Annotated in this window: 22 protein-coding genes; 13 read left to right on the top strand and 9 right to left on the bottom strand. The window is 65.9% G+C overall.

Features of this window, described 5'->3' with window-relative positions:
- Positions 1 to 4 precede the first annotated feature (4 nt).
- The gene (locus C4901_RS16450; protein WP_110138330.1) at positions 5 to 547 is read right to left on the bottom strand and encodes an OsmC family protein; all 543 of its coding nucleotides are present in this window, start codon (positions 545 to 547) and stop codon (positions 5 to 7) included.
- Positions 548 to 674: 127 nt separating this feature from the next.
- Positions 675 to 2252, bottom strand: a complete 1578-nt coding sequence (locus C4901_RS16445) for a sigma 54-interacting transcriptional regulator (RefSeq protein WP_110138329.1) — start codon at positions 2250 to 2252, stop codon at positions 675 to 677.
- Between the two features lie 192 nt (positions 2253 to 2444).
- Between C4901_RS16445 and C4901_RS16440 the strand changes: the two genes are divergently transcribed.
- From C4901_RS16440 to C4901_RS16420, 5 genes are read left to right on the top strand one after another with little or no spacing between them, the layout of a single operon-like run.
- A complete protein-coding gene (locus C4901_RS16440; RefSeq protein ID WP_110138696.1) occupies positions 2445 to 3788 on the top strand; it encodes an ABC transporter substrate-binding protein in 1344 nt (447 codons plus the stop codon).
- Positions 3788 to 4618 carry an ABC transporter permease gene (locus C4901_RS16435; RefSeq protein WP_110138328.1) on the top strand — a complete coding sequence of 277 codons (831 nt, stop codon included), beginning with the start codon at positions 3788 to 3790 and terminating at the stop codon, positions 4616 to 4618. The genes C4901_RS16440 and C4901_RS16435 overlap by 1 nt, the downstream gene beginning before the upstream one ends.
- Positions 4619 to 4620: 2 nt before the next feature.
- Positions 4621 to 5577 carry an ABC transporter ATP-binding protein gene (locus C4901_RS16430; RefSeq protein ID WP_168185790.1) on the top strand — a complete coding sequence of 319 codons (957 nt, stop codon included), beginning with the start codon at positions 4621 to 4623 and terminating at the stop codon, positions 5575 to 5577.
- On the top strand, positions 5483 to 5926 hold the full coding sequence (gene cynS, locus C4901_RS16425; RefSeq protein WP_110138326.1) for a cyanase: 444 nt from the start codon (positions 5483 to 5485) through the stop codon (positions 5924 to 5926). The genes C4901_RS16430 and cynS overlap by 95 nt, the downstream gene beginning before the upstream one ends.
- Positions 5927 to 5941: 15 nt before the next feature.
- Positions 5942 to 6823, top strand: a complete 882-nt coding sequence (locus C4901_RS16420) for a sulfurtransferase (protein WP_110138325.1) — start codon at positions 5942 to 5944, stop codon at positions 6821 to 6823.
- Between the two features lie 11 nt (positions 6824 to 6834).
- Here the strand turns inward: C4901_RS16420 and C4901_RS17810 are convergent, their stop codons facing one another.
- The 4 genes from C4901_RS17810 to C4901_RS16400 form a co-directional block, all read right to left on the bottom strand.
- The gene (locus C4901_RS17810) at positions 6835 to 7401 is read right to left on the bottom strand and encodes an SPOR domain-containing protein (protein WP_168185789.1); all 567 of its coding nucleotides are present in this window, start codon (positions 7399 to 7401) and stop codon (positions 6835 to 6837) included.
- A gap of 54 nt (positions 7402 to 7455) precedes the next feature.
- Positions 7456 to 9189 carry an arginine--tRNA ligase gene (gene argS, locus C4901_RS16410; protein ID WP_110138323.1) on the bottom strand — a complete coding sequence of 578 codons (1734 nt, stop codon included), beginning with the start codon at positions 9187 to 9189 and terminating at the stop codon, positions 7456 to 7458.
- Positions 9190 to 9278: 89 nt separating this feature from the next.
- Entirely contained in the window at positions 9279 to 9905 is a 627-nt protein-coding gene (locus tag C4901_RS16405; protein ID WP_110138322.1) for a hypothetical protein, read from the bottom strand.
- Between the two features lies 1 nt (position 9906).
- The gene (locus tag C4901_RS16400) at positions 9907 to 12309 is read right to left on the bottom strand and encodes a penicillin-binding protein 1A (protein WP_110138321.1); all 2403 of its coding nucleotides are present in this window, start codon (positions 12307 to 12309) and stop codon (positions 9907 to 9909) included.
- A gap of 149 nt (positions 12310 to 12458) precedes the next feature.
- On the opposite strand from C4901_RS16400, the gene C4901_RS16395 reads away from it, so the two are divergent.
- The 5 genes from C4901_RS16395 to C4901_RS16375 are packed head-to-tail and all read left to right on the top strand — an operon-like array spanning position 12459 to position 16392.
- A complete protein-coding gene (locus C4901_RS16395; RefSeq protein WP_110138320.1) occupies positions 12459 to 13523 on the top strand; it encodes a pilus assembly protein PilM in 1065 nt (354 codons plus the stop codon).
- Positions 13520 to 14095: a PilN domain-containing protein gene (locus C4901_RS16390; protein ID WP_110138319.1), complete on the top strand. Its 576-nt coding sequence runs from the start codon at positions 13520 to 13522 to the stop codon at positions 14093 to 14095. The genes C4901_RS16395 and C4901_RS16390 overlap by 4 nt, the downstream gene beginning before the upstream one ends.
- A 2-nt stretch (positions 14096 to 14097) precedes the next feature.
- Positions 14098 to 14700 (top strand): type 4a pilus biogenesis protein PilO, encoded by a 603-nt coding sequence (locus C4901_RS16385; protein ID WP_168185788.1) that lies wholly within the window; start codon positions 14098 to 14100, stop codon positions 14698 to 14700.
- Positions 14697 to 15194 carry a pilus assembly protein PilP gene (locus C4901_RS16380; protein ID WP_110138317.1) on the top strand — a complete coding sequence of 166 codons (498 nt, stop codon included), beginning with the start codon at positions 14697 to 14699 and terminating at the stop codon, positions 15192 to 15194. The genes C4901_RS16385 and C4901_RS16380 overlap by 4 nt, the downstream gene beginning before the upstream one ends.
- Positions 15195 to 15207: 13 nt before the next feature.
- Positions 15208 to 16392 carry an AMIN domain-containing protein gene (locus tag C4901_RS16375; RefSeq protein ID WP_110138316.1) on the top strand — a complete coding sequence of 395 codons (1185 nt, stop codon included), beginning with the start codon at positions 15208 to 15210 and terminating at the stop codon, positions 16390 to 16392.
- Here the strand turns inward: C4901_RS16375 and C4901_RS17805 are convergent.
- The 3 genes from C4901_RS17805 to C4901_RS16360 form a co-directional block, all read right to left on the bottom strand.
- Positions 16382 to 16855: a hypothetical protein gene (locus tag C4901_RS17805; protein WP_168185787.1), complete on the bottom strand. Its 474-nt coding sequence runs from the start codon at positions 16853 to 16855 to the stop codon at positions 16382 to 16384. The two genes, C4901_RS16375 and C4901_RS17805, sit on opposite strands and share 11 nt — an antisense overlap.
- Before the next feature lie 230 nt (positions 16856 to 17085).
- On the bottom strand, positions 17086 to 17289 hold the full coding sequence (locus C4901_RS17385) for a hypothetical protein (RefSeq protein ID WP_145960768.1): 204 nt from the start codon (positions 17287 to 17289) through the stop codon (positions 17086 to 17088).
- Between the two features lie 38 nt (positions 17290 to 17327).
- The gene (locus C4901_RS16360) at positions 17328 to 18437 is read right to left on the bottom strand and encodes a Druantia anti-phage system protein DruA (RefSeq protein WP_205736087.1); all 1110 of its coding nucleotides are present in this window, start codon (positions 18435 to 18437) and stop codon (positions 17328 to 17330) included.
- Between the two features lie 35 nt (positions 18438 to 18472).
- Between C4901_RS16360 and C4901_RS16355 the strand changes: the two genes are divergently transcribed.
- The 3 genes from C4901_RS16355 to aroB are packed head-to-tail and all read left to right on the top strand — an operon-like array spanning position 18473 to position 21591.
- Positions 18473 to 19963, top strand: a complete 1491-nt coding sequence (locus C4901_RS16355; protein WP_110138314.1) for a type IV pilus secretin PilQ — start codon at positions 18473 to 18475, stop codon at positions 19961 to 19963.
- Between the two features lie 31 nt (positions 19964 to 19994).
- Positions 19995 to 20537, top strand: a complete 543-nt coding sequence (locus C4901_RS19000) for a shikimate kinase (RefSeq protein WP_110138313.1) — start codon at positions 19995 to 19997, stop codon at positions 20535 to 20537.
- A complete protein-coding gene (aroB, locus tag C4901_RS16345) occupies positions 20518 to 21591 on the top strand; it encodes a 3-dehydroquinate synthase (RefSeq protein WP_110138312.1) in 1074 nt (357 codons plus the stop codon). The genes C4901_RS19000 and aroB overlap by 20 nt, the downstream gene beginning before the upstream one ends.
- Positions 21592 to 21647 lie beyond the last annotated feature (56 nt).

The raw sequence follows: 21647 nt of genomic DNA, 5'->3' as shown, positions 1-21647 counted from the left end.
CCCCTTAGCGAGCAAGCTTGACGGCTACCGACACCGGGTTGCGCAACGTATTGGCGACCGGTGACCACGCATCGGCGTGGGCCACCAAGTCCTCTAGCGCCGCGCGCGGGGTGTCGGCCTCCAGCACGAAGGTGGCGCGTATCGCGGTGAAGCCGAGCGGTTTGGGCGAAAGGTCACCGACCCCCCAGACGGAGGTCACGTTGATGTCGCCCTCGAGCCGCACCTCGAGCCGGCGCAAGGTTATGCCGCGGGCCACGGCATTGGCCTGTATCCCCACGGACAGGCAGGATCCGAGGGCCGCGAGCACCGCCTCGGACGGGTTGGGGGCGGTGTCGTCGCCGAGCAGGTGAGGGGGCTCGTCGATCACGTGTGGCGCGAGCGCGCGGATGTAGGTGAGGTTGCGAAACTTTCCCTCGCAGACGGTCCGTGCCTTGAGGGTCACGACCGCCTCGGGGTTGGCCTTGCCGCGCGCCGCCAGGGCGGCCAGGGCCTCGCTATCCACCGGGGGCAGCGCGGCCGCGCATGCGGCTTCGAGGGTTTCGGGCATAAACAGCTCCTTTCGATGGGGGTGCGAACATTCGCCCTCTGTGACGGGGCAATTCCCGTGCCAGCACGCAAACCCACGCGCCATGTCGCCCTCGAAGGATGGTGGGTGCGATGTGTCGCGCAAATTGTCAACAATCTGGCGGCACGTATTCGAGTCCTAGCCGTTTCAGCCGGTACGTGAACTGTCTAAGGGTCAGGCCCAGCAGGCGCGCGGCCTGCGACTTGTTGCCGCGAGCGGTCCTTAGCGCATTCCGGATGTGCTCAACGTCGTGTTCGGCGACGCGTCCATAGGCGCGTACCAGGCCCGCCGGCGCGGCGTAAGGCGCGGCCGGCGCCAGCTCCCCGGCCAGGGCCTGCTCGACCTCGCGGGCCTCTATGAGGTCGGTGTCGGCCAACAACACGAGCCGTTCGACGACATTGCGCAGTTGGCGGATATTGCCCGGCCAGTCGTAGCCGGCCAGTCTGCGCAACGCCGCCGGCGTGATGCGCATGACGCGCCCGTGCGCGCGTGACAGTTCGCGCATGTGGAAGTCGACAAGCAGCGGGATGTCATCCGGGCGCTCGCGCAGCGCCGGCAGTCGGATGGGGATCACGTTCAGGCGATAGAAGAGATCCAGGCGGAACCGCCCGGCGCGCACCGACTCTTGCAGATCCTCGTTGGTGGCCGCCACTATGCGCGTGTCCACGGCAATGGCGCGCCGGCCGCCAAGCCTTTCGATGACGCGCTCCTGCAGGGCGCGCAGCAGCTTGACCTGCAAGGGCAGCGGGATGTCGGCGATCTCGTCCAAGAACAGCGTGCCGCCGTGGGCCTGCTCGAAGCGCCCGATGGAAGTGGCGTGGGCACCGGTGAAGGCCCCGCGCTCATGACCGAACAGTTCCGACTCGAACAGGTTTTCCGGTATCGCCCCGCAGTTCACACGCACGAACGGCCCGTCGCGACGAGCGCTCATGAGGTGCAGGGCGCGGGCGAAGAGCTCTTTTCCGGTCCCGGATTCGCCCAGCATGAGCACCGAGGCCTCCGAGCGCGCCACGCGGTCGGTCCGGGCGAGCGCCGCGCGCAGCGGCTGCGAGGCCCCGATGATGCCGTGCATGGGGGGCGCTGTCGCCGCTTCGCCCGGGGTGGCCGGCGCCTCGCGGTTGCCCGCATCCGCACACATCGCGCGCGCCGGGACCATCTCGCTTGCGTGGATGATCTGGCCGATGAAGGCCGCGGCGGTATTCAGGATCTGCAGGTCGGCGGCCAGCGGCCGGCATCGCTCGCGCAGCCTATGCACCCCGAGCACGCCCACGATCCGGCCGCCCATGGCGATGGGTAGCGCGATAAAGGATACGGTGCCTGTCGGCAGACGGGCGCGCGGCACCGCACGCTGCAGATAGTCGGGATCGTCATTGATGTCCTGCACTATGATCGTGCGCCCGCCCCCCAACACCTTCCCGGTGATGCCCTCGCCGGTGGCGTAGATGCCGCGTGCGATCTCGTCGTGGCGCAGTCCGTAGGCATGCCGTATCACGCCGCGCCCGTCGTCGTCGCGTAGGACGATGCGCCCGCGATTCAGGCCCACGAGTTCCGACAGCAGGTGGAGGATCTCGTGGAGGACGACCGGCGGCGCCAGGCCGCGCCCGAGCAGGCCCGCCGCCTGGCGCACAAACAGCGCCTCCTGTTCGCGCAGGTCCTCGCATCCCTTGCCGCCCGCCCGTCCGTCCATGGCCCGTTCTCCCTCTCCTGACACCCTTGGCGGCCATGCATAAAGCATGCGCGATTGGGCAAAGAGTCGACAAAGTGTCGAACATTGGCCCGTTACATTCCGCGCGTCCGGCCACCCCGCTCATGCGTAGCCCCGCGCCCCCTGGCATGAGACTTGCTCTTTTGCGTCATTGTCCACTTCAGCGAGCGCCCCATGACACGTGACGAAGGCCGACCGCATCCCGATCCCGATCCCCAAAGACTGCATGGTCGCGACGCATGCCCCGAGTCTCATATTGGTGCGCATGCGCCGCAGGCGGGCGTCGACCCCATGGCCGAGTCCGTACTCCGGGCGCTCTATCCGCACAGCGGCGTGCGCCGCGCACTCCTGAAGAGTCTGGGGGCGCAGGGCCTGCTGGCGGCGGTCGCAAGCCTCTTTCCCTACCGTGCCGCCGAGGCCATGCTTCACGACCGGGTTGCGCCCGAGCACAGGCATGTCCGCATCGCCTATCTCCCCATCATGTGCGCGACGCCGCTTATCATGGCCCATGCGCGCGGCGGCTTCGCGCGCGAGGGCCTGGCCGTCACCCTCGAAAAGGCCACCAGCTGGGCCATCGTCCGCGACCGCCTGGCCGCCGGTCGCCTGCAGGTCGCGCATCTGCTCGCACCGATGCCGCTCACCATGTCCATGGGCGTGGGCTCGCCGAGGGTGGGCGTGGATTGCGCGGCCCTGCAAAACATAAACGGCCAGGCCATAACCCTGCACCTGCGCCACAGGAACCGCCGCGATCCCCGGACCTGGAAGGGCATGCGCTTCGCGATCCCGTTCGATTATTCCATCCACAATCTCCTGTTGCGGTATTACATAGCCCACTATGGTCTCGATCCATCCCGCGACGTAGCCTTACGCGTCATGCCGCCGCCCGACATGGTTGCCAACCTGCGCGCTGGCAATATTGATGGTTTTCTTGGTCCCGAGCCCTTCAATCAGCGCGCCGTGTATGATGGCTTCGGTTATATACACACGCTTTCCCTGGACATCTGGGATGGCCATCCCTGCTGTTCCCTGGCGGTGCAAAGCGATCTGGTCCGCGAGGCACCGGCGACCTTCGCGGCCATCACGCGCGCCTTGATGGCGGCCGCGGAGTTTGCCCATCCGGCCGCCAACCGTCCGGGGATGGTCACGACGCTCGCCTCTCCGCGGTACTTGAATCAACCCGTCACGGTCGTAAGCCAGGTCTTGACCGGACGTTTCGCCGATGGCCTGGGGCATGTGCGCGATGTCCCCGAGCGCATCGACTTCGCCCCCTATCCCTATCCGGCCATGGCGGTGTGGATCCTGAGCCAATTGAAACGCTGGGGTTACATCCACCGCCATCTGCGCTATCAGGACATCGCGCGGCGGGTGTACCTGGCCACGGATGCCGCGCGCATGCTGCGCGCGCAAGGTTACTCGCCGCCCGCCCCCCGGGCCCCCGATTTCCGAATCATGGGTCGCGTCTTCGATCCCGCAAGGCCGCGCGCCTACCTCGCCTCGCTGGCCGATGGGGGACGCTGATGGGAGCGCGCGCGACGTGGCGTCCGGTAGTCGTGAGTCTCGCGCTGGCGACGATCCTGCTGTTGTTCTGGTATGTCGCGACCCTGCCGGCCCCCGTCCATGCGCGGCCTGGTGCGTATGCATCGCTTATGGCCCCGCGCGCCGCGACTTCGGCCTTTCCGGGACCCGGGCGCGTCTGGCGCGCGGCGCGCCACGTCTTCACGCACCCATTCCGGGATCGCGGCCCGAACCGCTCCGGTATCCTGCTCCAGCTTGGCCTGTCGCTTGCCCGTGTGCTCTCGGGTTTTGTATGCGCCGCCGCCGTCGCCTTGCCCTTGGGCTTTGTCGTCGGGATGTCGCCCCTGTGGCGAGGCGCCCTGGCGCCCTTCATTCAGCTCCTGCGCCCCATCTCCCCGCTCGCCTGGATGCCGCTTGCGCTGTACACGGTCAAGGGTGCCGATGCCTCCGCGGTGTTCGTGATATTCATCTGTGCCCTTTGGCCGATGCTGCTGGCTACGAGCCATGCCGTATCGGTGGTGCCGCCCACATGGATCGAGGTCGCGCGCAGCCTGGAGACGGGCCGCCTGCGCTTGGCCTTGTCGGTGCTGCTTCCGGCGTGCGCGCCGGCCATCGTCAACGGCATGCGCGTCTCCATGGGCATCGCCTGGCTTGTCATCGTCGCCGCCGAGATGCTCGTCGGCGGACGCGGGATCGGTGCCTTCGTGTGGAATTCCTGGAACGATCTTTCCCTAAGCCGCGTGCTCGTCGCGATCTTTCTCATAGGCGTGGTGGGCATGGCGCTGGACGCGCTGTTTGCGCATCTCGCGCGGCGCGTCTCCTACGAGACATGAGCATGTCCGAGGCCTTTTTGAGGATCGAAGGGTTGCAAAAGACCCATGGCGCGCCGAATGCCCGGCCCACGCCGGTGCTGGCCGGGATCGATCTTACGGTGGCGCGCGGCCAGATCGCCTGTGTGCTCGGACCGTCGGGCTGTGGAAAGTCGACGCTCTTGCGCCTCGTGGCCGGCCTCGACTCCGCCGACGCCGGAGCGGTGTTCATTGATGGCCGCGAGGTGCGCGGCCCCGGGCTCGATCGCGGACTCGTCTTTCAGGACCACGCGCTGTTTCCGTGGTTGAGCGTGCTCGACAATGTGCGCTTCGCGGTCAGGGCGCGCTGGCCCCGGTGGGGTCGCGAACGCGTACGCGCGCACTGCCTGCGATACCTGGGGCTCGTCGATCTCCTGTCGGTCCTGGACAGGCGTCCGGCGGGGTTGTCGGGGGGGATGCGCCAGCGGGTGGGCGTGGCACGCGCGCTTTCCATAGAACCCAAGGTCCTGTTGCTCGATGAACCCTTCGGCGCCCTGGATCCCCGCACGCGCGCGGGCCTGCAAGACGAGCTGCTCGATCTGTGCGCGACTTTGACGCAGACGGTGCTGGTGATAACCCATGACGTCGACGAGGCGATCCTGCTCGGCGACACGATCCTGTTCATGCGCCGGGCGCCTGCGGGGTCGCGTGCCGAGATCATCCCCGTGGGGCTTGCCCGGGCCCGACGCGCCGCGACCTTGCATCGCCAGGCCGGCTACGCGGCGCTGCGCCATCGTCTGCTCGACATTCTTTTCGAACACCCGGCCGGTCGCGGGTCCGCGGCCGAGCCTGGGTCGGCCCGGGGCGTGGCCGCGTCCGGCGTTGATGCCCCCAACCAGGAGACGAGTCATGACAAGACAGGACGTGACGGAACGTATCATCGAGGCCAAGCGCCAAAAGGGCCTCAGCTTCAAGGCCTTGGCGGAGAAGGTGGGGCGCAGTGAGGTATGGACCACGGCCGCCTTGCTCGGTCAGATGGGCATGGGTGAGGCCGAGGCCTGTGCCGCCGCGCGGGCCTTGGGCCTGGACGCCGAGGCCCAGGCCCTTTTGCGCGAGTGCCCGACCAAGGGCTCGCTTGATCCGCTCGTGCCGGTGGATCCGCTCCTGTACCGGTTTTACGAGATCCTGCAGGTCTATGGCACCACCATCAAGGCCTTGATTCACGAAAAGTGCGGCGACGGCATCATGAGCGCCATCGATTTCGAGATGGCCATCGAGCGCGTCGCCGACCCCAAGGGTGATCGTATCAAGGTCACGATGAACGGGAAGTTTTTACCCTACCGCGTCTGGTAGACACAAGGAGGTTTCATGATGCCGATACTCGTAAGTCCCCGCGATCTCGCATCGCTGTCCGGGCCCCGGGTGATCATCGACACCCGCGACCCGGCGGCCTATGCCGCCGGTCATATCCCGGGGGCCGTGAACATCCGCGACATCTTCACCTATCTCGCCACCTCCGACCCCGCCGGACTCACCGATCTCGCGACCCGATTTGCCGGCCTGTTTGGCGCGGCCGGCCTTTCCGGGGCCGAGACCGCCGTGATCTACGAGGACGCCATGAATACCGGCTATGGGCAGTCCTGCCGGGGTTATTTTCTGCTCCGTTCCCTCGGTTATGGTCGCGTCCATGTCCTGCATGGGGGCTATCGCGCGTGGTTGCAGGCCGGTCTGCCGGTGGCCGTCGATGTGCCGGCCGTAAAGCCACAGGTCTTTCCCCTGCGACCGGCCTTCGAGGCGTTCATGGCCACCAAGGAAGAGGTGCTTGCCGCGCTCTCGCGTCCCGGGGTCGTGATCCTGGATGTCCGCGACCGGGATGAGTGGGAGGGCGCAAGCTCATCACCGTACGGCGTCGACTTTTGCCCGCGCAAGGGGCGTCTCCCGGGCGCGGTGTGGATCGAATGGTACCGGCTCATGGAGGAGCGCGAGGGGGCGGTCGCCTGGTTTCGTCCGGCGGCGGAGATCCGCGCGGCGTGCGCCGGGGTCGGGATCGCGCCCGACTCCGAGGTGATCGTCTATTGCTTCAAGGGCGCGCGCGCCTCGAATGCGCTCGTGGCCCTGCATGAGGCGGGCATCGCGCATGTCAGGGTCTATTTCGGCTCCTGGAACGAGTGGTCACGCGACGACACTTTGCCGATCGTCCCCGGCATCGCCGAGGTCCCGTCGCCGCCCGGCATGGCGGTGACCGCCTAGGTCCATCGGGCCTAGTTGCCGCGCGCCTCGCGCAGCAGGATCGGCTTTAGGTTAAGGCGCGCCAGGACATGGCGGGCGTGCGGGATCGCGGTGCGTCGCAAAGGTCCGATACGGACGCGATAAAAGGCCCCGCGCCCACTGATGCTGACCTTCTCGATATACGAGCCGAGGCCGCGCAGCGCGAGCTCGGCTCGTAATCGGCTGGCATCGGCGATATCGGGAAACGAGGCGGCCTGCAGGATGAAACGTCCTTTGACGACGGGCGCGGCGCGCGGCGCCGTGTGCTCCGCCGGTGGCGTCTGTGCGCCGGCCGTCGCAGCCGCTTGGGTGTGCCGGGTCGACGGGCGCGCGGTGGCATGCATCTCGGGGAGGATAGTGTAGAAGTCGAACTGGGTGGCGGCCGGCAGGCCGGGGGCCGGCCCCTTCGGTTTGGGGGCCGGCGGTGGCGTCAGCACGGTAAGGGGCGCATGGGCCGGCTTGGCGGCCACCACCGGCCGTGCCGGCGTGGGCTTAGCGGCATGACGCGCAATCAGCAGGCCCACGAGAAGGCCGGTGATGAGCGCAATCCCCGCGACCATCCACGGCCTGCCACCTCCGGACCGTTCCCCCGGGCGCCGGCGCCGGTCGGCCATCTACATGGCCTCGGGGGCGCTGACCCCGAGCAGGCCCAGGCCGTTGGCGAGGGTCTGACGGGCCGCCGCGATCAATGCCAGGCGCGCGTCGCGCAGGGGCGCGTCGACGGTGAGGAAGGCCTGGGCGTTATAGTAGGCGTGCAGGTCACCCGCCAATTCGCGGAGATAATAGGCGATCTGATGGGGCTCGCGGGCTGCGGCGGCCTCATCGATGACATCGACGAAGCGTCCGAGGGTCCGCTGGAGCGCGCGCTCCTGCGGGGCGTCGAGCAGGGTCAGGTCGGCCTGGGCGAGGTCCGGCGCCGGTAGGCCGCGCTCGGCGAGCTGGCGGAAGACGCTGCATATCCGCGCATGCGCATACTGCACATAATAGACGGGATTGTCATTGGACTGTGACTTGGCGAGGTCGAGATCGAAGTCCATGTGCTGCTCGCTCTTGCGCAGTACGTAGAAGAAACGTGCGGCATCGTTGCCGACTTCGGCGCGTAGCTCCCTCAATGTCACGAAATCCCCGCTGCGCGTGGACATCTGCGCGCGCTCGCCGCCCCGGTAGAGGATGGCGAACTGGACGAGCAGGACCTGAAGGCGGTCGGGGTCTTCCCCGAGGGCCGCGAGCGCCCCCTTCACGCGCGGCACATAGCCGTGGTGATCGGCCCCCCAGATGTCGATGAGATCGCTAAAGCCGCGCTCGCATTTTTCGAGGTGATAGGCGATATCGGACGCGAAGTAGGTGGCCACGCCGTTTTCCCGCACGACGACCCGGTCCTTCTCGTCGCCGTAGCGTGTGGCGCGAAACCACAGCGCCCCGTCTTTCTCGTAGACCTCGCCGTTTGCGCGCAGGCGCGCCAATGCGCGCTCCACGGCCCCGCCTTCCACCAGGCCCCGTTCCGAATACCACCGGTCATAATGGACGCCGAATGCCGCCAGATCATCCTTGATGTCGGCGAGCATGGCGTCCAGGCCAAAGGCGTGCACGACCCGGTATTGCGCACCGAGGGCCTCTTTCAGACGCGTGATCCAGGTGTCCATGAGCGCGTCGGCGTCGAGGTCGGGATGGGCGGTCAGGATGTCCGCGATCGGGCGCTGCAGGCCATCGCCCTCGGCGCGCGCCAGGGCCCGCCCGATATCGGCCACATAGGCCCCGCGGTAGCCGCTCTGCGGGAAAACGATCTCCCGGCCACAGGCCTCCATGTAGCGCAACCACACGCTAAGCGCCAGGATGTCCATCTGGCGGCCGGCATCGTTCACGTAGTATTCACGTTCCACCTCATGGCCGGCGCACGCGAGCAGGCGGGCGAGCGAGTCTCCATAGGCCGCCCCCCGGCCGTGGCCGACATGCAGCGGCCCGTTGGGGTTGGCCGATACGAATTCGATAAGGACCTTGCCAGGCCGCGCCGCAAGCCGCCCATAGGCCTCCTTCTCGCGCAGCACGGCGCGTACGACCTCGTGGAATGCCGCGTTCGCCACGAACACATTGAGAAAGCCGGGACCTGCGATCTCGATGCGCTCGATAAGGGGTGACCCACCGAGGGCGCCCTTCAGCTCCTCGGCAAGCGCCCGCGGAGCGCGTCCCGCGGCCTTGGCGGCGGCGAGCGCGAAGTTGGTCGCGAAGTCGCCATGCCCATCCTGGCGGGGGCGCGCGATCTCGGGGGCCGGCAGGCCTGCCGGCAGACGCCCTTCGGCGACGAGGGTCGTCACGGTGTCCTGGAAAAGGGCGGCGAGGGCGTGTTTCACGTCAAGATCCTGTGCAGAGAAGCCGCATCTTATAGAGGCGGGCCGCCGCCGCGCAAGGGCGGCACGCGCACGGCCACGCCGTCTCCTGCTCACGATCCGAGCAGTTCTTCCACCTCGCGAATACCGGCTCGATGCATGGGGCGGCCGTCGATCGGCGAGACCGGGAGCTCGCGTATCGCCTCCGGGCTCAGGACATAGAGGGCGAACCCGGTCTCTCCGGCCACGAACCGGAATACCGGCACCAATGCCGTGCGCGCGTCGTTATAACGCAACCGTCGTTCTTCCATGACGTACGGAATTCCGTGGCCGTCCAGAAACAGGCCCAGATCCTCCGGCGCGGGGGCGGCCAGATGCAGCTGGACCTCGGGAAAGCGCGTGATCGCGCCGCTTAGGACCTCGCCCACGAGTTTCGGGGAAAAGTCCCGCAACAGCGTCATCGCCTCCAAGGCATTGGCGCGCAACTCGCGCACCACCGCCGGCGAGTCCTTCTGAAAAAGTTCGAGATGCTGTTTCAGGGCCGCCTCGATCTCGGCATTGCCCGGCCAGTTCTTGTCTTCGGGAAGGTTCAGGCGATGGGCGGCCTTGCGTTTCGCGCTCTGGTAGTCGCGAACGCCATCCTCGGCCATGATGCGCGCGGCCTCGATAACGATCTTTTGTCGCACCGCCGCCTCGGCCGCGCGACCGCGCGGCTTGGCGGCACGTGTATGGCGTCCCATATCAAAAGAGTCCGCTGCTGCGAACGCTCTGCGCGGGCCCGGGCACGCCCCGCTGCCCCCCCTTCTTGGGCACCGTTCCCTTTATGAAATACTCGCGCATCGCGGCCGGGTTCGTCTTGCTGCAGGGCAGTCCGGTATGACGGTTGATGATGGCCGTCACGATACCGCGCGGCCGGGCAAACGGGGTATCCGGCCTCCCCGCCAACGCCGCGCCCATGTACTGAACCCAGATCGGGAGCGCCGCATGGGCACCCACTTCATAATGGCCGAGGGATTTCGGGACCGGAAAGCCCACCCACACGGTGGTTTCGAGATAGGGGCTGAATCCCGAAAACCACGCGTTGCGTTCGTGGTTCGATGTCCCGGTCTTGCCGGCGATGTCGATGCGCTTTAGCGAAAGCGCAAGCTGTCCGGTCCCCGAGCGGATCACGCTTTGCATCATGCTGGTCATGATATAGGCATTCTGCGGGCTGATCGCCTGGACCGCGAAGTGCGGTGTTCCGCGAATCGCGACACTGGCGTTCGCCGGCGGCGGCACGACCAGGGGCTTGGCGCGCCAGATGGTCTTGCCGCGCTCGTCTACGATCTTGCGGATGAAATAGGGACGGACCCTGAAGCCGCCGTTCGCGAACACGGTATAGCCGCGCGCCATCTCGAGCGGTGTGAGTGTCGCGCTTCCCAGCACGAGCGAGAGGCTGTGCGGGAGCGCGGAGGCCTTGAAGCCAAAGCGCTCCGCATAGTGTACGGCATAGCGTATGCCCACGGCGCGCAGGACCCGGATCGAAACCAGGTTGATCGACTGCGCGAGACCCACGCGCATGCGTGTAAGCCCCCGGAAGTGGTCTGAATAGTTGTGTGGTCGCCACAGCTCGCCGTGCGCGCCGCTCAAAGCGACGATCGGTGCGCCGCTGAACAGGCTTGCCGCCGTGTAGCCCTTGGCGATGGCCGCCGAATACACGAAGGGCTTGAAGCTCGACCCCGGCTGGCGGTAGGCCTGGGTGACGTTGTTGAAGTTGTCATGATAGAAGTCGAAGCCGCCGACCAGGGCCGCTATAGAACCGTTGCGCGGCCGCAGGGACACGAGCGCCGCGTATGGGCGGGGGATCTGAGACAGCGCCCATCGGCCCGGGCCTCCATGGTGCAGGTAGATGACATCGCCCACCTTCAGGATGTCGCTCGCCTGCTTGGGTGCATACCCTTCGGCGTTCACGGTGATGAACCGCGCCGCCCACGACAGTCCCTGCCATCCGACGCGCACCGTGTGGCGGTCGAGATCATAAGCCTTTATCGAGTGATAACCGACGGCGGTCACAATCGCCGGAACAAGCCCGCCGACCGTGGTGTAGTGGCGCAGGTCGCGGCGCAGGCGGTGCCGGGAGGTCTTGGCGTCGACCGGTACGACCGCGGTCGGGCCATAGTAGCCGTGACGAATGTTGTAGGCGAGCAGGCCGTCTTCGACGGCGTGATCGGCGGCCTCCTGCTCCCGTGCCCCGAGCGTCGTATAGACCCGGTAACCGCCGTCGTAGGTCTTCTTTTTCCCGAAATGCTTGATCATGTATTCGCGGACCATCTCCGCAACATAGGGGGCATCCACATGATAGTGGATCGTGTGCGCGCGCGTCGCGATCGGCGCGGCATCGGCCTGCGCGTACTGGGCCTCGGTGATGTCTCCCAGTGCCAGCATGCGCGTCAGCACATAGTGGCGGCGGGCGCGGGCGTTATGCGGGTGAGCTATCGGATTGTCGAGCGATGGCGCCTGCGGGAGGCCCGCGAGCATCGCGAGCTGCGCGAGATCGAGGGCCTTCAGGGGCTTACCATAATATACGTGCGCCGCCGCCTCGAACCCATAGGCGTGATTGCCGAGGAAGATCTTGTTCAGATACAGCGTGAGGATCTGGTCCTTGGTCAGTTCCCGCGCGATCTTGAACGATAACAGGACCTCCTTGATCTTGCGCGTGAAGGTCTTGTGTGGGCTCAGGAAATAATTGCGCGCGACCTGCATCGTGATCGTGCTCGCGCCCTGGGCCTTGCGTCCCGTGACGATATCGACCCAGGCGGCACGCGCGATCCCGAGGAGATCGATCCCGGGGTTCGTATAAAAGGAACGGTCCTCGGCCGCGAGCACCGCCTGGATGAGGGTGGGCGGGACCTGTTTGAGGGTTACCGGCATGCGCTCCTCGTTGCCAAATTCGGTGATCAGCTGCCCATGACGGGTCAGCACCTGAAGTGGGGCCTTCAGGTGTTTGCGCAGGATGTTGTGGACCGGAGGCAGCGTGGGCGCGAGCACAATCGCGGTTACGGTCGCCGCGAGGACCCCGGCCGCAAAGAGTCCGAAGAAAACGAGCAGCAACCGAAACCCGAGCCGGCGTTTCAAGGGCGCGCCAGACGTAGATGAAGGGGCCATAATCTCTCAACCAGCAGGATGCGTTCCAGTATAAGGGTAAACGCGAGAAGGCCAAAGCATTGGCATACCGCCAATCCCTGATCTATAGTTCATGGCAGCTCATCTAAAGAGCGACGTACCGGGCATAAGTTCCGGAAAAAGGGAGGAAATTGCGTCTTTTCAACCGCAAAAAGCCGCCGCTCGTCGGCTTGGACATCAGTACCTCGTCGGTCAAGGTGCTGGAGTTGAGCCGCAATCAGAGCCAGTATCGCGTGGAACGTTACGCCGTGGAGCCCATGCCGCAGAATGCGGTCATAGAGCGCGCGATCGCCGATATCGAGCAGGTGGGCGCGACCGTGGATCGCGCCATGAAGCGTTGCGGGACAAAATTAAAACGCGTTGCGGTGTCGGTCCCGGCGAGCCAGGCGATCTGCAAGACCGTGCGCATGTCCGCGGCGCTCAGCGAGTCGGAGCTCCAGACGCAGATCGAGATGGAGGCCGAGCACCATATCCCTTATCCGCTACACGAGGTGAATGTCGATTTCCAGGTGGCGGGGCCGACCGAAGACAACGCCGAGGAGGTGGAGGTCCTGATCGCCGCGTGCCGCAAGGAGGTGGTGGACGACTACCTCGCGGTCATCCAGACACACGGCTACCAGCCGGTCATCGTCGACCTTGAGACCTATGCCATGGAAAACGCCTATGGCCTCCTTGCGGAACACATGGCGGGCGGCGGCATGGAAAAGACCGTCGCGGTCTACGACATCGGCGCGACGAGCATGACGTTGAATGTCATGCACAATAATCGCTCGGTCTATATCCGCTCGCATAGTTTCGGGGGGCGCCAGCTGACCGAGGAGATCCAGAGGCGCTATGGACTCTCCTATGAGGAGGCGGGGCTCGCCAAGAAGCAGGGTGGGCTCCCCGAGAACTACCAGTCCGAGGTGCTGCGGCCATTCCTGGAGGCCTTGTGCCAGGAGGTCATGCGCTCCCTGCAGTTTTTCTACTCCTCGAGCCCTTTCAACAAGGTCGATCTCATGTTGCTCGCGGGTGGCTGCGCGCAGATCCCGGCCGTCGAAAAGCTGCTGGCGGCACGCGTAGGCGTGCCGGTGGCGATCGCCAATCCCTTCACCGGCATGACGCTCGCCCCACGGATCAAGCCACAGGTCTTTGCCAACGAGACCCCGTCCCTGATGGTCAGTTGCGGGCTCGCGCTCCGGAGCTTCGATCCATGATGCGGCTCAATCTTCTGCCGTGGCGTGAACAGCGCCGCAAGGAGCTCGACAAGCGGCTCATCCGCGACGCGGCGCTGGCCTGGACCGGCGTCCTGGTCGTGCTTTTCTATATCCATATGCAGCTTGGCGACGTGGTGGCCCACCAGCAGGCGCGCAATAGCTATCTCCAGCAGCAGATGACGCTCATGGCGGCCAAGATCCATAAGATCGCCTTGATCAAGAAGAAGCGCGCGGCGTTGCTGGCGCGCATGCACGTCATTCAGAAGCTTCAGATGGACCGCATGATGATCGTACACAGCTTCAACAGCCTGGCGCGCGACGTCCCTCCTGGCGTGTATCTCACGTCGCTTGGGCAGAAGGCCGAGTCGTTCACGATCTCCGGTGTCGCCCAGTCCAACGAGCGCGTGTCGCAGTTCATGCGCAATCTGGCCGCCTCGCCGTGGTTTACGAATCCGGTCCTGGATGTCATCACCGTGAAAAAAAGCGGGACCGGCCATTTGAGCTTCTTTACGTTGACCGCGCAGGGCAAGGGCATGGCGCCCGTCAAGAAGCCCGTCGCGGGGAGGGCATAGCCGTGGATTGGCGGCAGACGATCGAGGACCTGAAGGGTGTCGACCTCAACAATCTGGCGGCATCCCCGTATTCCGTCAAGGTCGTGGGCGTCGGCGTCTCATGCGTGCTGCTGCTGCTCGCCGGCTACTGGTTTTTCATAAGCGGGCAGATCCACACCTATGATGGCCTGAGGACCCAGGAGGCGGCGCTGAAGCAGCAGTTCCTGCAACAGAAGATGGAGGCCGCGCAACTGCCCGCCTACGAGCAGCAGATGAAGAAGATGAAGGTCGTGTTCGGGGGGCTGTTGCAGGAGCTCCCGAACACGACCCATATGCCGGAGTTCGTGACCGAGGTCACGCAGGCGGGCAAGAGCAGCGGCCTTCAGTTCGCCTTGTTCAAGCCAGAAAAAGAGGTGCCCAAGGACTTCTATGCCGAGCTCCCGATCGCGCTTACGGTCGCCGGGACCTACGAGCAGCTCGGCCATTTCGTGGGCGACATTGCCGCGTTGCCGCGCATCGTGACGCTCGGTGACGTCAAGGTCACGGCCAAGCAGGGGGACTTCCTGTCGATGTCCGTGACCGCCAGGACCTATCGTTATCTCAAGCACCGGTATACGAAGAAATGATGATGCGCCTATCGTTCATGGCCGTGGCCTGCGCGCTGCTTGCCGGATGCTCCGGGGGCGGGGGCATGGCGCGCCTTCAGCAGTTCGTGGCGACCGCCGACACCGGATACCATCCCCCGGTCAAGCCGGTCCCGAAGATCCCGGCCCCGCACATCGTGGCATTCAACATGCGTCACCATATCGATCCGTTCGAGCCGTTTGCCATGCGCCTGCCGGGTCGCGGCCCCAATCCCGATCGCCACCTCCCCAAGGGCCCCCTGCAGCACTTCCCCTTGGACGCACTCACGATGGTCGGGACCCTGTCCGCCGGCCCCAAACTGTGGGCCCTGGTCAGGACCCCCGATCATTCGACCCACCGGGTCCAGGTCGGCAATTACATGGGCGAGCACTACGGGAAGGTCGTGCGCATCACCGCACACAAGATTCGTCTCGTGGAAACCGTCGCAGGCCCGACGGGCTGGGTCAAGCAGCCAGTCACCTTGGCTATCAAGTAAAGGGAGCCCCATCATGATCAGACTTAAGCTCGCCGCCATCGCCTTCGCGCTCTCCGCGTTCGCCGTGGCTGGGGCCGCCACACTCACCGGGCTTTCCTGGACCACCGCGGCCGGCAAGCCGGCCCTGCGGCTTGCGATCAGCGGCCATCGCCGCGGGCGGCTCGAGGTCAGGCGCCACGGACGGCTTTTGCGCGTCCACCTGCGCCGCACCACGCTTGGAACCCACGTCCGGGACCTCCCCGGATCGGGCACCGTCAAGGGGGTCTATCCGTACCTCGCCGATCACGGTCACGGGGTGGATGTCGATGTGTTGTTGACGAAGCGGGGGCGGATGCATCTGACGCGCACCTCCTACGGCTACGAGGCGGTCCTGGCCGGGGTCGCGGGCGTGGTGCCCCAAAGCCCCCCGGCGACCCGGCCGGCGGCGCGCACCGCGGCCCCGTCGGCGGTGAAGGCCCTGCCGGCGGCGGTCAAGGCCGCCGCCAACGGCCCGAACGTCCTGCGGAAATTGAGCTATTTTGCGTTTCCGGGGAACAGGATCGAGCTCCATCTGGTGACCACGAAGCACCCCGAGGCGCCCTCGGCCTTCGTGCTGACCAAGCCCGCGATGGTGGTGTTGGACGTCCCCCATACCGTCATCAAGCCGGCGCTCGGCGAATTGCAGGTGGGTGCCGGCGATGTCCGCAATGTGGCGGCGGTCGAGGCCAACGGCATGACCCGCGTCGTGATCCGCCTGGTCAATCCCGCCGCCTACAGGGCCTATGTGCGGCCGCACGCCATAGACGTCATCGTCGCGAGCCCCAACACCCGGATCGCGCAGGCGGCCATCCCCAAACCCAAGACCCCGGTCCTGGCGCCCGGACCGAATCATCGCCCGCGCTATCGGCTGCGCGCCATCACCTTTCATCGCGGCCGCAACGGGGCCGGCAAGGTGCAGGTCAAGCTGTCGAGTTCGAACGTGGCGGTGAGCGTCCATAACCGGGGCCATCGCATCATCCTCACCTTCCACGACACGGCGGTCCCCAAGGCCGAACAGCGCAAACTCGTCGTGACCGACTTCGCCACCCCCATCGACACCATCCGGACGTTCCAGGACGGGCGTTCGGCGCGTATGATCCTGCATACCTACGGCCATTACACGCAAATGGGCTATCAGGCCCAGCGCGGCTTCCACGGCAAATTTGTTCTCAAGCCATGACCGTGGCACGGGAATTGGAGGTCAGCCGCAGATAATCCATGACCGTGCGTGAGCGCCTGCCGAGTCGGCGCATCATTGCGGCGATGGATTGCCCCGGTTTTTGGAAGGACTTGAGCACGCCCAGCGCGAAACGGCGCAGGCGGGTGATATTCTCCGGGCCGCGGCCGGTGCGGATGCGGCTGCGGTCCTCGTCGTAATTCCAGTCGAGCTTGTGATGCTTGGCTTCGATGGTCCAGTGCCCGCGATTGAGCTTGAGCAGACGTTCAGGGCAGGCGTTGTGCGAAGGACGGCTGGTGACCCCGAGCACGACCTCGCTGCTGTGCTTGCCGGTCGTCTTCTCGACACTTTCGCGCTCGATGAGGAAGCATTGGCCGACATGCGGGAAGTCGAGGTAATCGTTGAGCGCGTCCGTGCACCCCGAGCACGACCTCGCTGCTGTGCTTGCCGGTCGTCTTCTCGACACTTTCGCGCTCGATGAGGAAGCATTGGCCGACATGCGGGAAGTCGAGGTAATCGTTGAGCGCGTCCGTGCACCAGATGCGGCGGGTTTCGATGCGACCGTGGGCCAGGGTCGGCGTTTGGGTGTAGTCGGGTGCCCCGCGCTCCTTGAAATACAGCGCGATGGCGGCCTGAAGCGCCGGCTGGTTGCCCTTGACCGTGAAGTGGTAGTGTGCTCCTTGCCGGACGATGTGTTCAGCCAATGCGCGTTGCGTCAGCAGCGCATCGGCGGTGATGTCCCGGCCGGCGAGTTCGCGCCGGCTGGTTGCCCTTGACCGTGAAGTGGTAGTGTGCTCCTTGCCGGACGATGTGTTCAGCCAATGCGCGTTGCGTCAGCAGCGCATCGGCGGTGATGTCCCGGCCGGCGAGTTCGCATCCCGCAAGCAGCGGGATGGCCATGCCGATTTCGTTGGTCTGCTTGTGTTCGTCGGCCCCGGCTACAGGCAGGGTACCGACTTTTTTTGGGCGTAGCAGTGTTCGGACTCGTGTCCGACGACGCTCATGATGTGTGCCTGCCGGCCCTCGTCGTCAATGGCGCCCTTCATCGTCTTGCCGTCGATGGCCAGCGCCTCGTCGATGAGGCCCCAGGCCTTTTGCCACGATGCGAGCGCGGCGTCCAGGGCGCCCGCATCGATCCGGACGAGGCAGTCCCGGATGACGAATTCGCTGGGTACCTCGTAATGATGGTCCTTCCCGTTCATGCGCCTGCGCCGACAGCCGAAGCGCGCCCGGGCGGCCTGCCCCAGATCGGCGGCCCATTCGGCCATCGCCTTGTAGCCACGCAAGCCGCAGAGCGTCGCGCCAGCGGCCAGTGCCAGCACCACCGGCAGGCGGTGCCGACGCCCTTGGGCTCGGCGCGGATCGGGAATGGCGGCAAAACACAGGGGAAGGGAGCGCATTTGGTGGGCGTTGAGTTGCATCTTCGGGGTCCCGGTGAGGCCCAGCCGGTCGCGGTCGGGATGGATGAGCAAGGCGGTGGCGCGGCGGTGCAGCGGGCGCACGAACACCCACTTCGGCGCCTCGGCCTCGTCGCTGTAGCCTGTGCGCGTTCGCCGATAGCCGCGCGTCTTACCCAGTGCCAGCCAGTTGGCGGCTCGGTAGACGCCGCCATGAAAGCGGCGGGGATCGACGAAGGTTTCCAGCAGCAGCAACGAATGGCCGAAATGCCGTTGCCAGTCGGCGGCGACCCGCCGTTCAAGCAGGCCGAGCACACGCGAACCGACATTCGGGAAGCGGCCTTGCGGAAGGATCAGGAAGCGGCTGTTGTTGGCGATGAGCTTCAGGCGGTCATACTGGCTGCGGAAATCCCAGCCGATCCAGCGATCGCGCACGCCGCACTTGAGTGCAGCCGCCGATAGCGTGAGCTGCGCCAGCCATTGCCCGCGCCACGTGGCGACATACCAAAGGGTCTCGCCGAGCTTCGGGAGATCGCCAAGGTAATGATGACGGGCCATCTGCTCCTGATAACGCGGCCCTTCGCCACGCGTGACGGGCCGGACCACCAGTTCTGAAAGGGCCTGGCCGTCGAAAATCGGGGGTGCTTCCATACTCCCATGATGCCGCAGCGCTGCAGGCTTGTCCAGTGACCGAGGTTAAGTTGTTCTATAGGGACGGGAATCTTCTGAGGACAAATTCGCCCTGGCGCGGCTTCCTGATGCGCGTGACACCGGTCTCCCGGCATGCCTACCGGATCCTCGCGCGCAAGAAGAACAAATACGCGAGCCGCAAGATCTCGCTCGACTTTCAGCACATCGGCGTGCGCGCCGCCCTGCAGGTGCTCGCCAACTTCAGCGGCCTGAATTTCGTGACGAGCAGCGCGGTAGGCGGCACCCTCACCCTGGAGCTGCACGACGTCCCGTGGAAGCAGGCCCTGCACCTCATCCTGCGGACCAAGAACCTGGGCATGGAGCGGCGCGGCAACATCATCCTGGTGGCGCCGGCCGCGCAGATGGCCAAGGAGCGTGAGGCGCGCCTCAAGGCGCGCGCCGAGGCCCGCAAGCTCGAGCCCTTGGAGACGGTCCTGATCCGCATGAATTACGCCAAGGCCTCGGATATCGCCGCGGTCTTGAAGTCCACGCGCACGGTCGGCGCGCAGACGAGCAATATGCCGTTTAGTTCGGTGAGCTACAGCAAGCAGACCACGGAGTCGACCTCGTTGCTCTCGAAGCGCGGCCAGGTCACCGTGGACAAGCGCACGAATTCCCTGATCATCCAGGACACCCCGCAGCGCGTCCGCGCCATACGCCGGCTGATAGCGAAGCTCGACCGCCCGGTGCGCCAGGTGTTGATCGAGGCCCGGCTGGTGGAGGCCAACGACGGCTTCAACAAGAGCCTCGGGGCGCAGCTCGGTCTCAATTATTCCTACAGCACACCGTCGACCTCGATCTCGAGCTGCCCGGCGGCGCAGTGCGCCGGGTCCGGCCAGTCGTCGGCCCCGGGCCTGCCCTCCAGCACCGCGGGCACGTTGTCGAACACGAGCATAGGGGCGTTTAACGTCAATCTGCCCTCGGTGGGCGTCGGCAGTTCCCTGCCGGCGACCTTTGCGTTGACCGTCGCCAAGATCGCGAGCAACAATCTTTTGAATCTCGAGCTCTCGGCCTTGCAGGCGGAAAACAAGGGCAAGATCATCTCGAGCCCGCGTCTTATCACCGCCAACGACCGCAAGGCCGACATCAAGCAGGGCGAGGAGCAGTTCTTCAATCTCGGTTTCGGCCAGAGCATGCTCCAGCAGGCGGTCCTGGGTCTGTCGGTGACCCCCCAGATCACGCCCGACAATCGCATCATCATGACCGTGAAGATCACCGACAACAGCTTCGCGAATGCGGTGGCGGGGACCTTGGATGAGAAGAGCCTGAAGACCCAGGTGCTGGTCAACAACGGCCAGACGGTCGTGATCGGCGGCATTTATCAAAATAGCCGCCTGCGCACGGTGACCAAGGTGCCGTTTCTGGGCAACCTACCGCTCCTTGGCTACCTGTTCCGCAACACCCTGGTCAACAACACGCGTTCGGAGCTGCTCATTTTCCTGACGCCGCGCATCCTCGCGCCCTCCCTGTCTCTGCAATCCGGTTGATTTATGGCCCTCATGCTGGCATAACGCCCGCATGAGGGTAGGCGACGAGCGGATATTTCTGGTGGGCCCCATGGGGGCGGGGAAGTCGACCATCGGGCGCTGCCTGGCTGAGCGTCTGGGGCGGGAGTTTTGCGATTGCGATCAGGAGATCGAACGGCGGACCGGGGCCAGCGTCTCGCTGATCTTCGCCGTTGAGGGCGAGGCCGGGTTCCGCCGCTGGGAGGCGCTGGTGCTGGAGGACCTCGTCTGCCGGCCGAATCTCGTCTTGGCCACCGGCGGCGGCGCGGTCCTGGCCCCGGGCAACCGCGCGCTCCTGAAGGCGCATGGCAAGACCGTCTACCTGCACGCCGACTGGCAGACCCTGTGGGAGCGCGTGCGTCGCGACCGGCATCGACCGCTTTTGCATACCGAGGACCCGCAGGCGCGGGTGGCGGCGCTCATGCGCGAGCGCGATCCGTTGTATCGCGAGGTCGCCGACCTCATCGTGGATACCGACCGGCGAGCACCGCATGTCGCCGCCCGGCTCATCGTATGTGGTCTAAAGAGGGTAAGCGGTGTCGACGCTGAGGCTTGATCTCCCGGGCGGGGGTTATCCCATCCATGTCGGTTCCGGTCTGCTCGGGTCCGCGGATCTGCTGCGGGCCCCGGTCGCGGGGGATCGGGTGGCGATCGTCACCAACGAGGTCGTGGCCCCCCTCTATCTCGCGCGATTGACCGAGGCGCTCGCGCCCTTTGATCCGGCGGTCGTGATCCTGCCGGACGGCGAGACGCAAAAGGCCCTGGATACGATCGATCGCGTCGTGGGCGCGTTTCTTGAGGCACGTTGTGACCGGGCCACCACGATCTTTGCCCTGGGGGGCGGGGTGGTCGGCGATATCACCGGCTTTGCCGCCGCCGTCTATCAGCGCGGTGTACCGTTCGTGCAGGTCCCGACCACCCTGCTGTCGCAGGTGGATTCCTCGGTAGGGGGCAAGACCGGCGTGAACCATGCCCTCGGCAAAAACATGATCGGCTGCTTTTATCAACCGAAGGCCGTCATCATCGACACCGCGACACTTGCGACGCTCCCCGACCGTGAGTTGTCGGCGGGGCTGGCCGAGGTCATCAAGTACGGGGCCATAGGAAATCGCGCGTTCCTTGAATGGCTCGAGCAGAACATGGAGGCGCTCATGCGCCGCGATCCGGCCGCCTTGGCGCATGCCATCGAGACCTCCTGTCGGGACAAGGCGCGGGTGGTCATGGCCGACGAGCGCGAGGCCGGGGTCCGGGCGCTGTTGAATTTCGGCCACACCTTCGGGCATGCCATCGAGGGGGCCATGGGCTATGGGCGCTGGCTGCACGGCGAGGCGGTCGCGGCCGGCATGCTGATGGCGGCGCGCCTCTCGCAGCGGCTGGGATGGCTCGCCGCCGACGACGAGGAGCGCCTGCGCGTGCTCATCGAGCGGGCGGGACTGCCGCTCGACCCGCCCGCCATCGCCCCGCAGCGCTTTCTGGAGCTCATGGCCGTGGACAAAAAGGCCACCCGCGGGCGCACGCGATTCGTATTGCTGCGCGCCCTGGGTGACGCCTTTCTGACCGATGATGTCCCCGAGAAGGCGCTCATGGTGCTCCTGAACGCTGGCGCCTAGCGCCATCGCGCGGGGATCCATCCCCCGCTCCGCGTTTCGGCAAGCCGGGCTTCGTG

The sequence above is a fragment of the Acidiferrobacter sp. SPIII_3 genome (assembly GCF_003184265.1).
In the GTDB taxonomy this organism is placed as follows: domain Bacteria; phylum Pseudomonadota; class Gammaproteobacteria; order Acidiferrobacterales; family Acidiferrobacteraceae; genus Acidiferrobacter.
The sequence above is the reverse complement of the archived record's forward strand: the minus strand, read 5'-3'. Positions and strand labels throughout refer to the sequence as shown.

Coding starts and splice junctions, on each gene's coding strand:
- C4901_RS17810 (WP_168185789.1), bottom strand. CDS start 7,401: ATGGTCGCGGGGATTGCGCTCATCACCGGCCTTCTCGTGGGCCTGCTG.
- C4901_RS17385 (WP_145960768.1), bottom strand. CDS start 17,289: ATGGCCATCCCGCTGCTTGCGGGATGCGAACTCGCCGGCCGGGACATC.
- C4901_RS16390 (WP_110138319.1), top strand. CDS start 13,520: ATGATGCGGCTCAATCTTCTGCCGTGGCGTGAACAGCGCCGCAAGGAG.
- C4901_RS16450 (WP_110138330.1), bottom strand. CDS start 547: ATGCCCGAAACCCTCGAAGCCGCATGCGCGGCCGCGCTGCCCCCGGTG.
- C4901_RS16360 (WP_205736087.1), bottom strand. CDS start 18,437: ATGGAAGCACCCCCGATTTTCGACGGCCAGGCCCTTTCAGAACTGGTG.
- C4901_RS16380 (WP_110138317.1), top strand. CDS start 14,697: ATGATGATGCGCCTATCGTTCATGGCCGTGGCCTGCGCGCTGCTTGCC.
- C4901_RS16445 (WP_110138329.1), bottom strand. CDS start 2,252: ATGGACGGACGGGCGGGCGGCAAGGGATGCGAGGACCTGCGCGAACAG.
- C4901_RS16440 (WP_110138696.1), top strand. CDS start 2,445: ATGACACGTGACGAAGGCCGACCGCATCCCGATCCCGATCCCCAAAGA.
- C4901_RS16430 (WP_168185790.1), top strand. CDS start 4,621: ATGTCCGAGGCCTTTTTGAGGATCGAAGGGTTGCAAAAGACCCATGGC.
- C4901_RS16405 (WP_110138322.1), bottom strand. CDS start 9,905: ATGGGACGCCATACACGTGCCGCCAAGCCGCGCGGTCGCGCGGCCGAG.
- C4901_RS16400 (WP_110138321.1), bottom strand. CDS start 12,309: ATGGCCCCTTCATCTACGTCTGGCGCGCCCTTGAAACGCCGGCTCGGG.
- C4901_RS16375 (WP_110138316.1), top strand. CDS start 15,208: ATGATCAGACTTAAGCTCGCCGCCATCGCCTTCGCGCTCTCCGCGTTC.
- cynS (WP_110138326.1), top strand. CDS start 5,483: ATGACAAGACAGGACGTGACGGAACGTATCATCGAGGCCAAGCGCCAA.
- C4901_RS16435 (WP_110138328.1), top strand. CDS start 3,788: ATGGGAGCGCGCGCGACGTGGCGTCCGGTAGTCGTGAGTCTCGCGCTG.
- C4901_RS19000 (WP_110138313.1), top strand. CDS start 19,995: ATGAGGGTAGGCGACGAGCGGATATTTCTGGTGGGCCCCATGGGGGCG.
- C4901_RS16420 (WP_110138325.1), top strand. CDS start 5,942: ATGATGCCGATACTCGTAAGTCCCCGCGATCTCGCATCGCTGTCCGGG.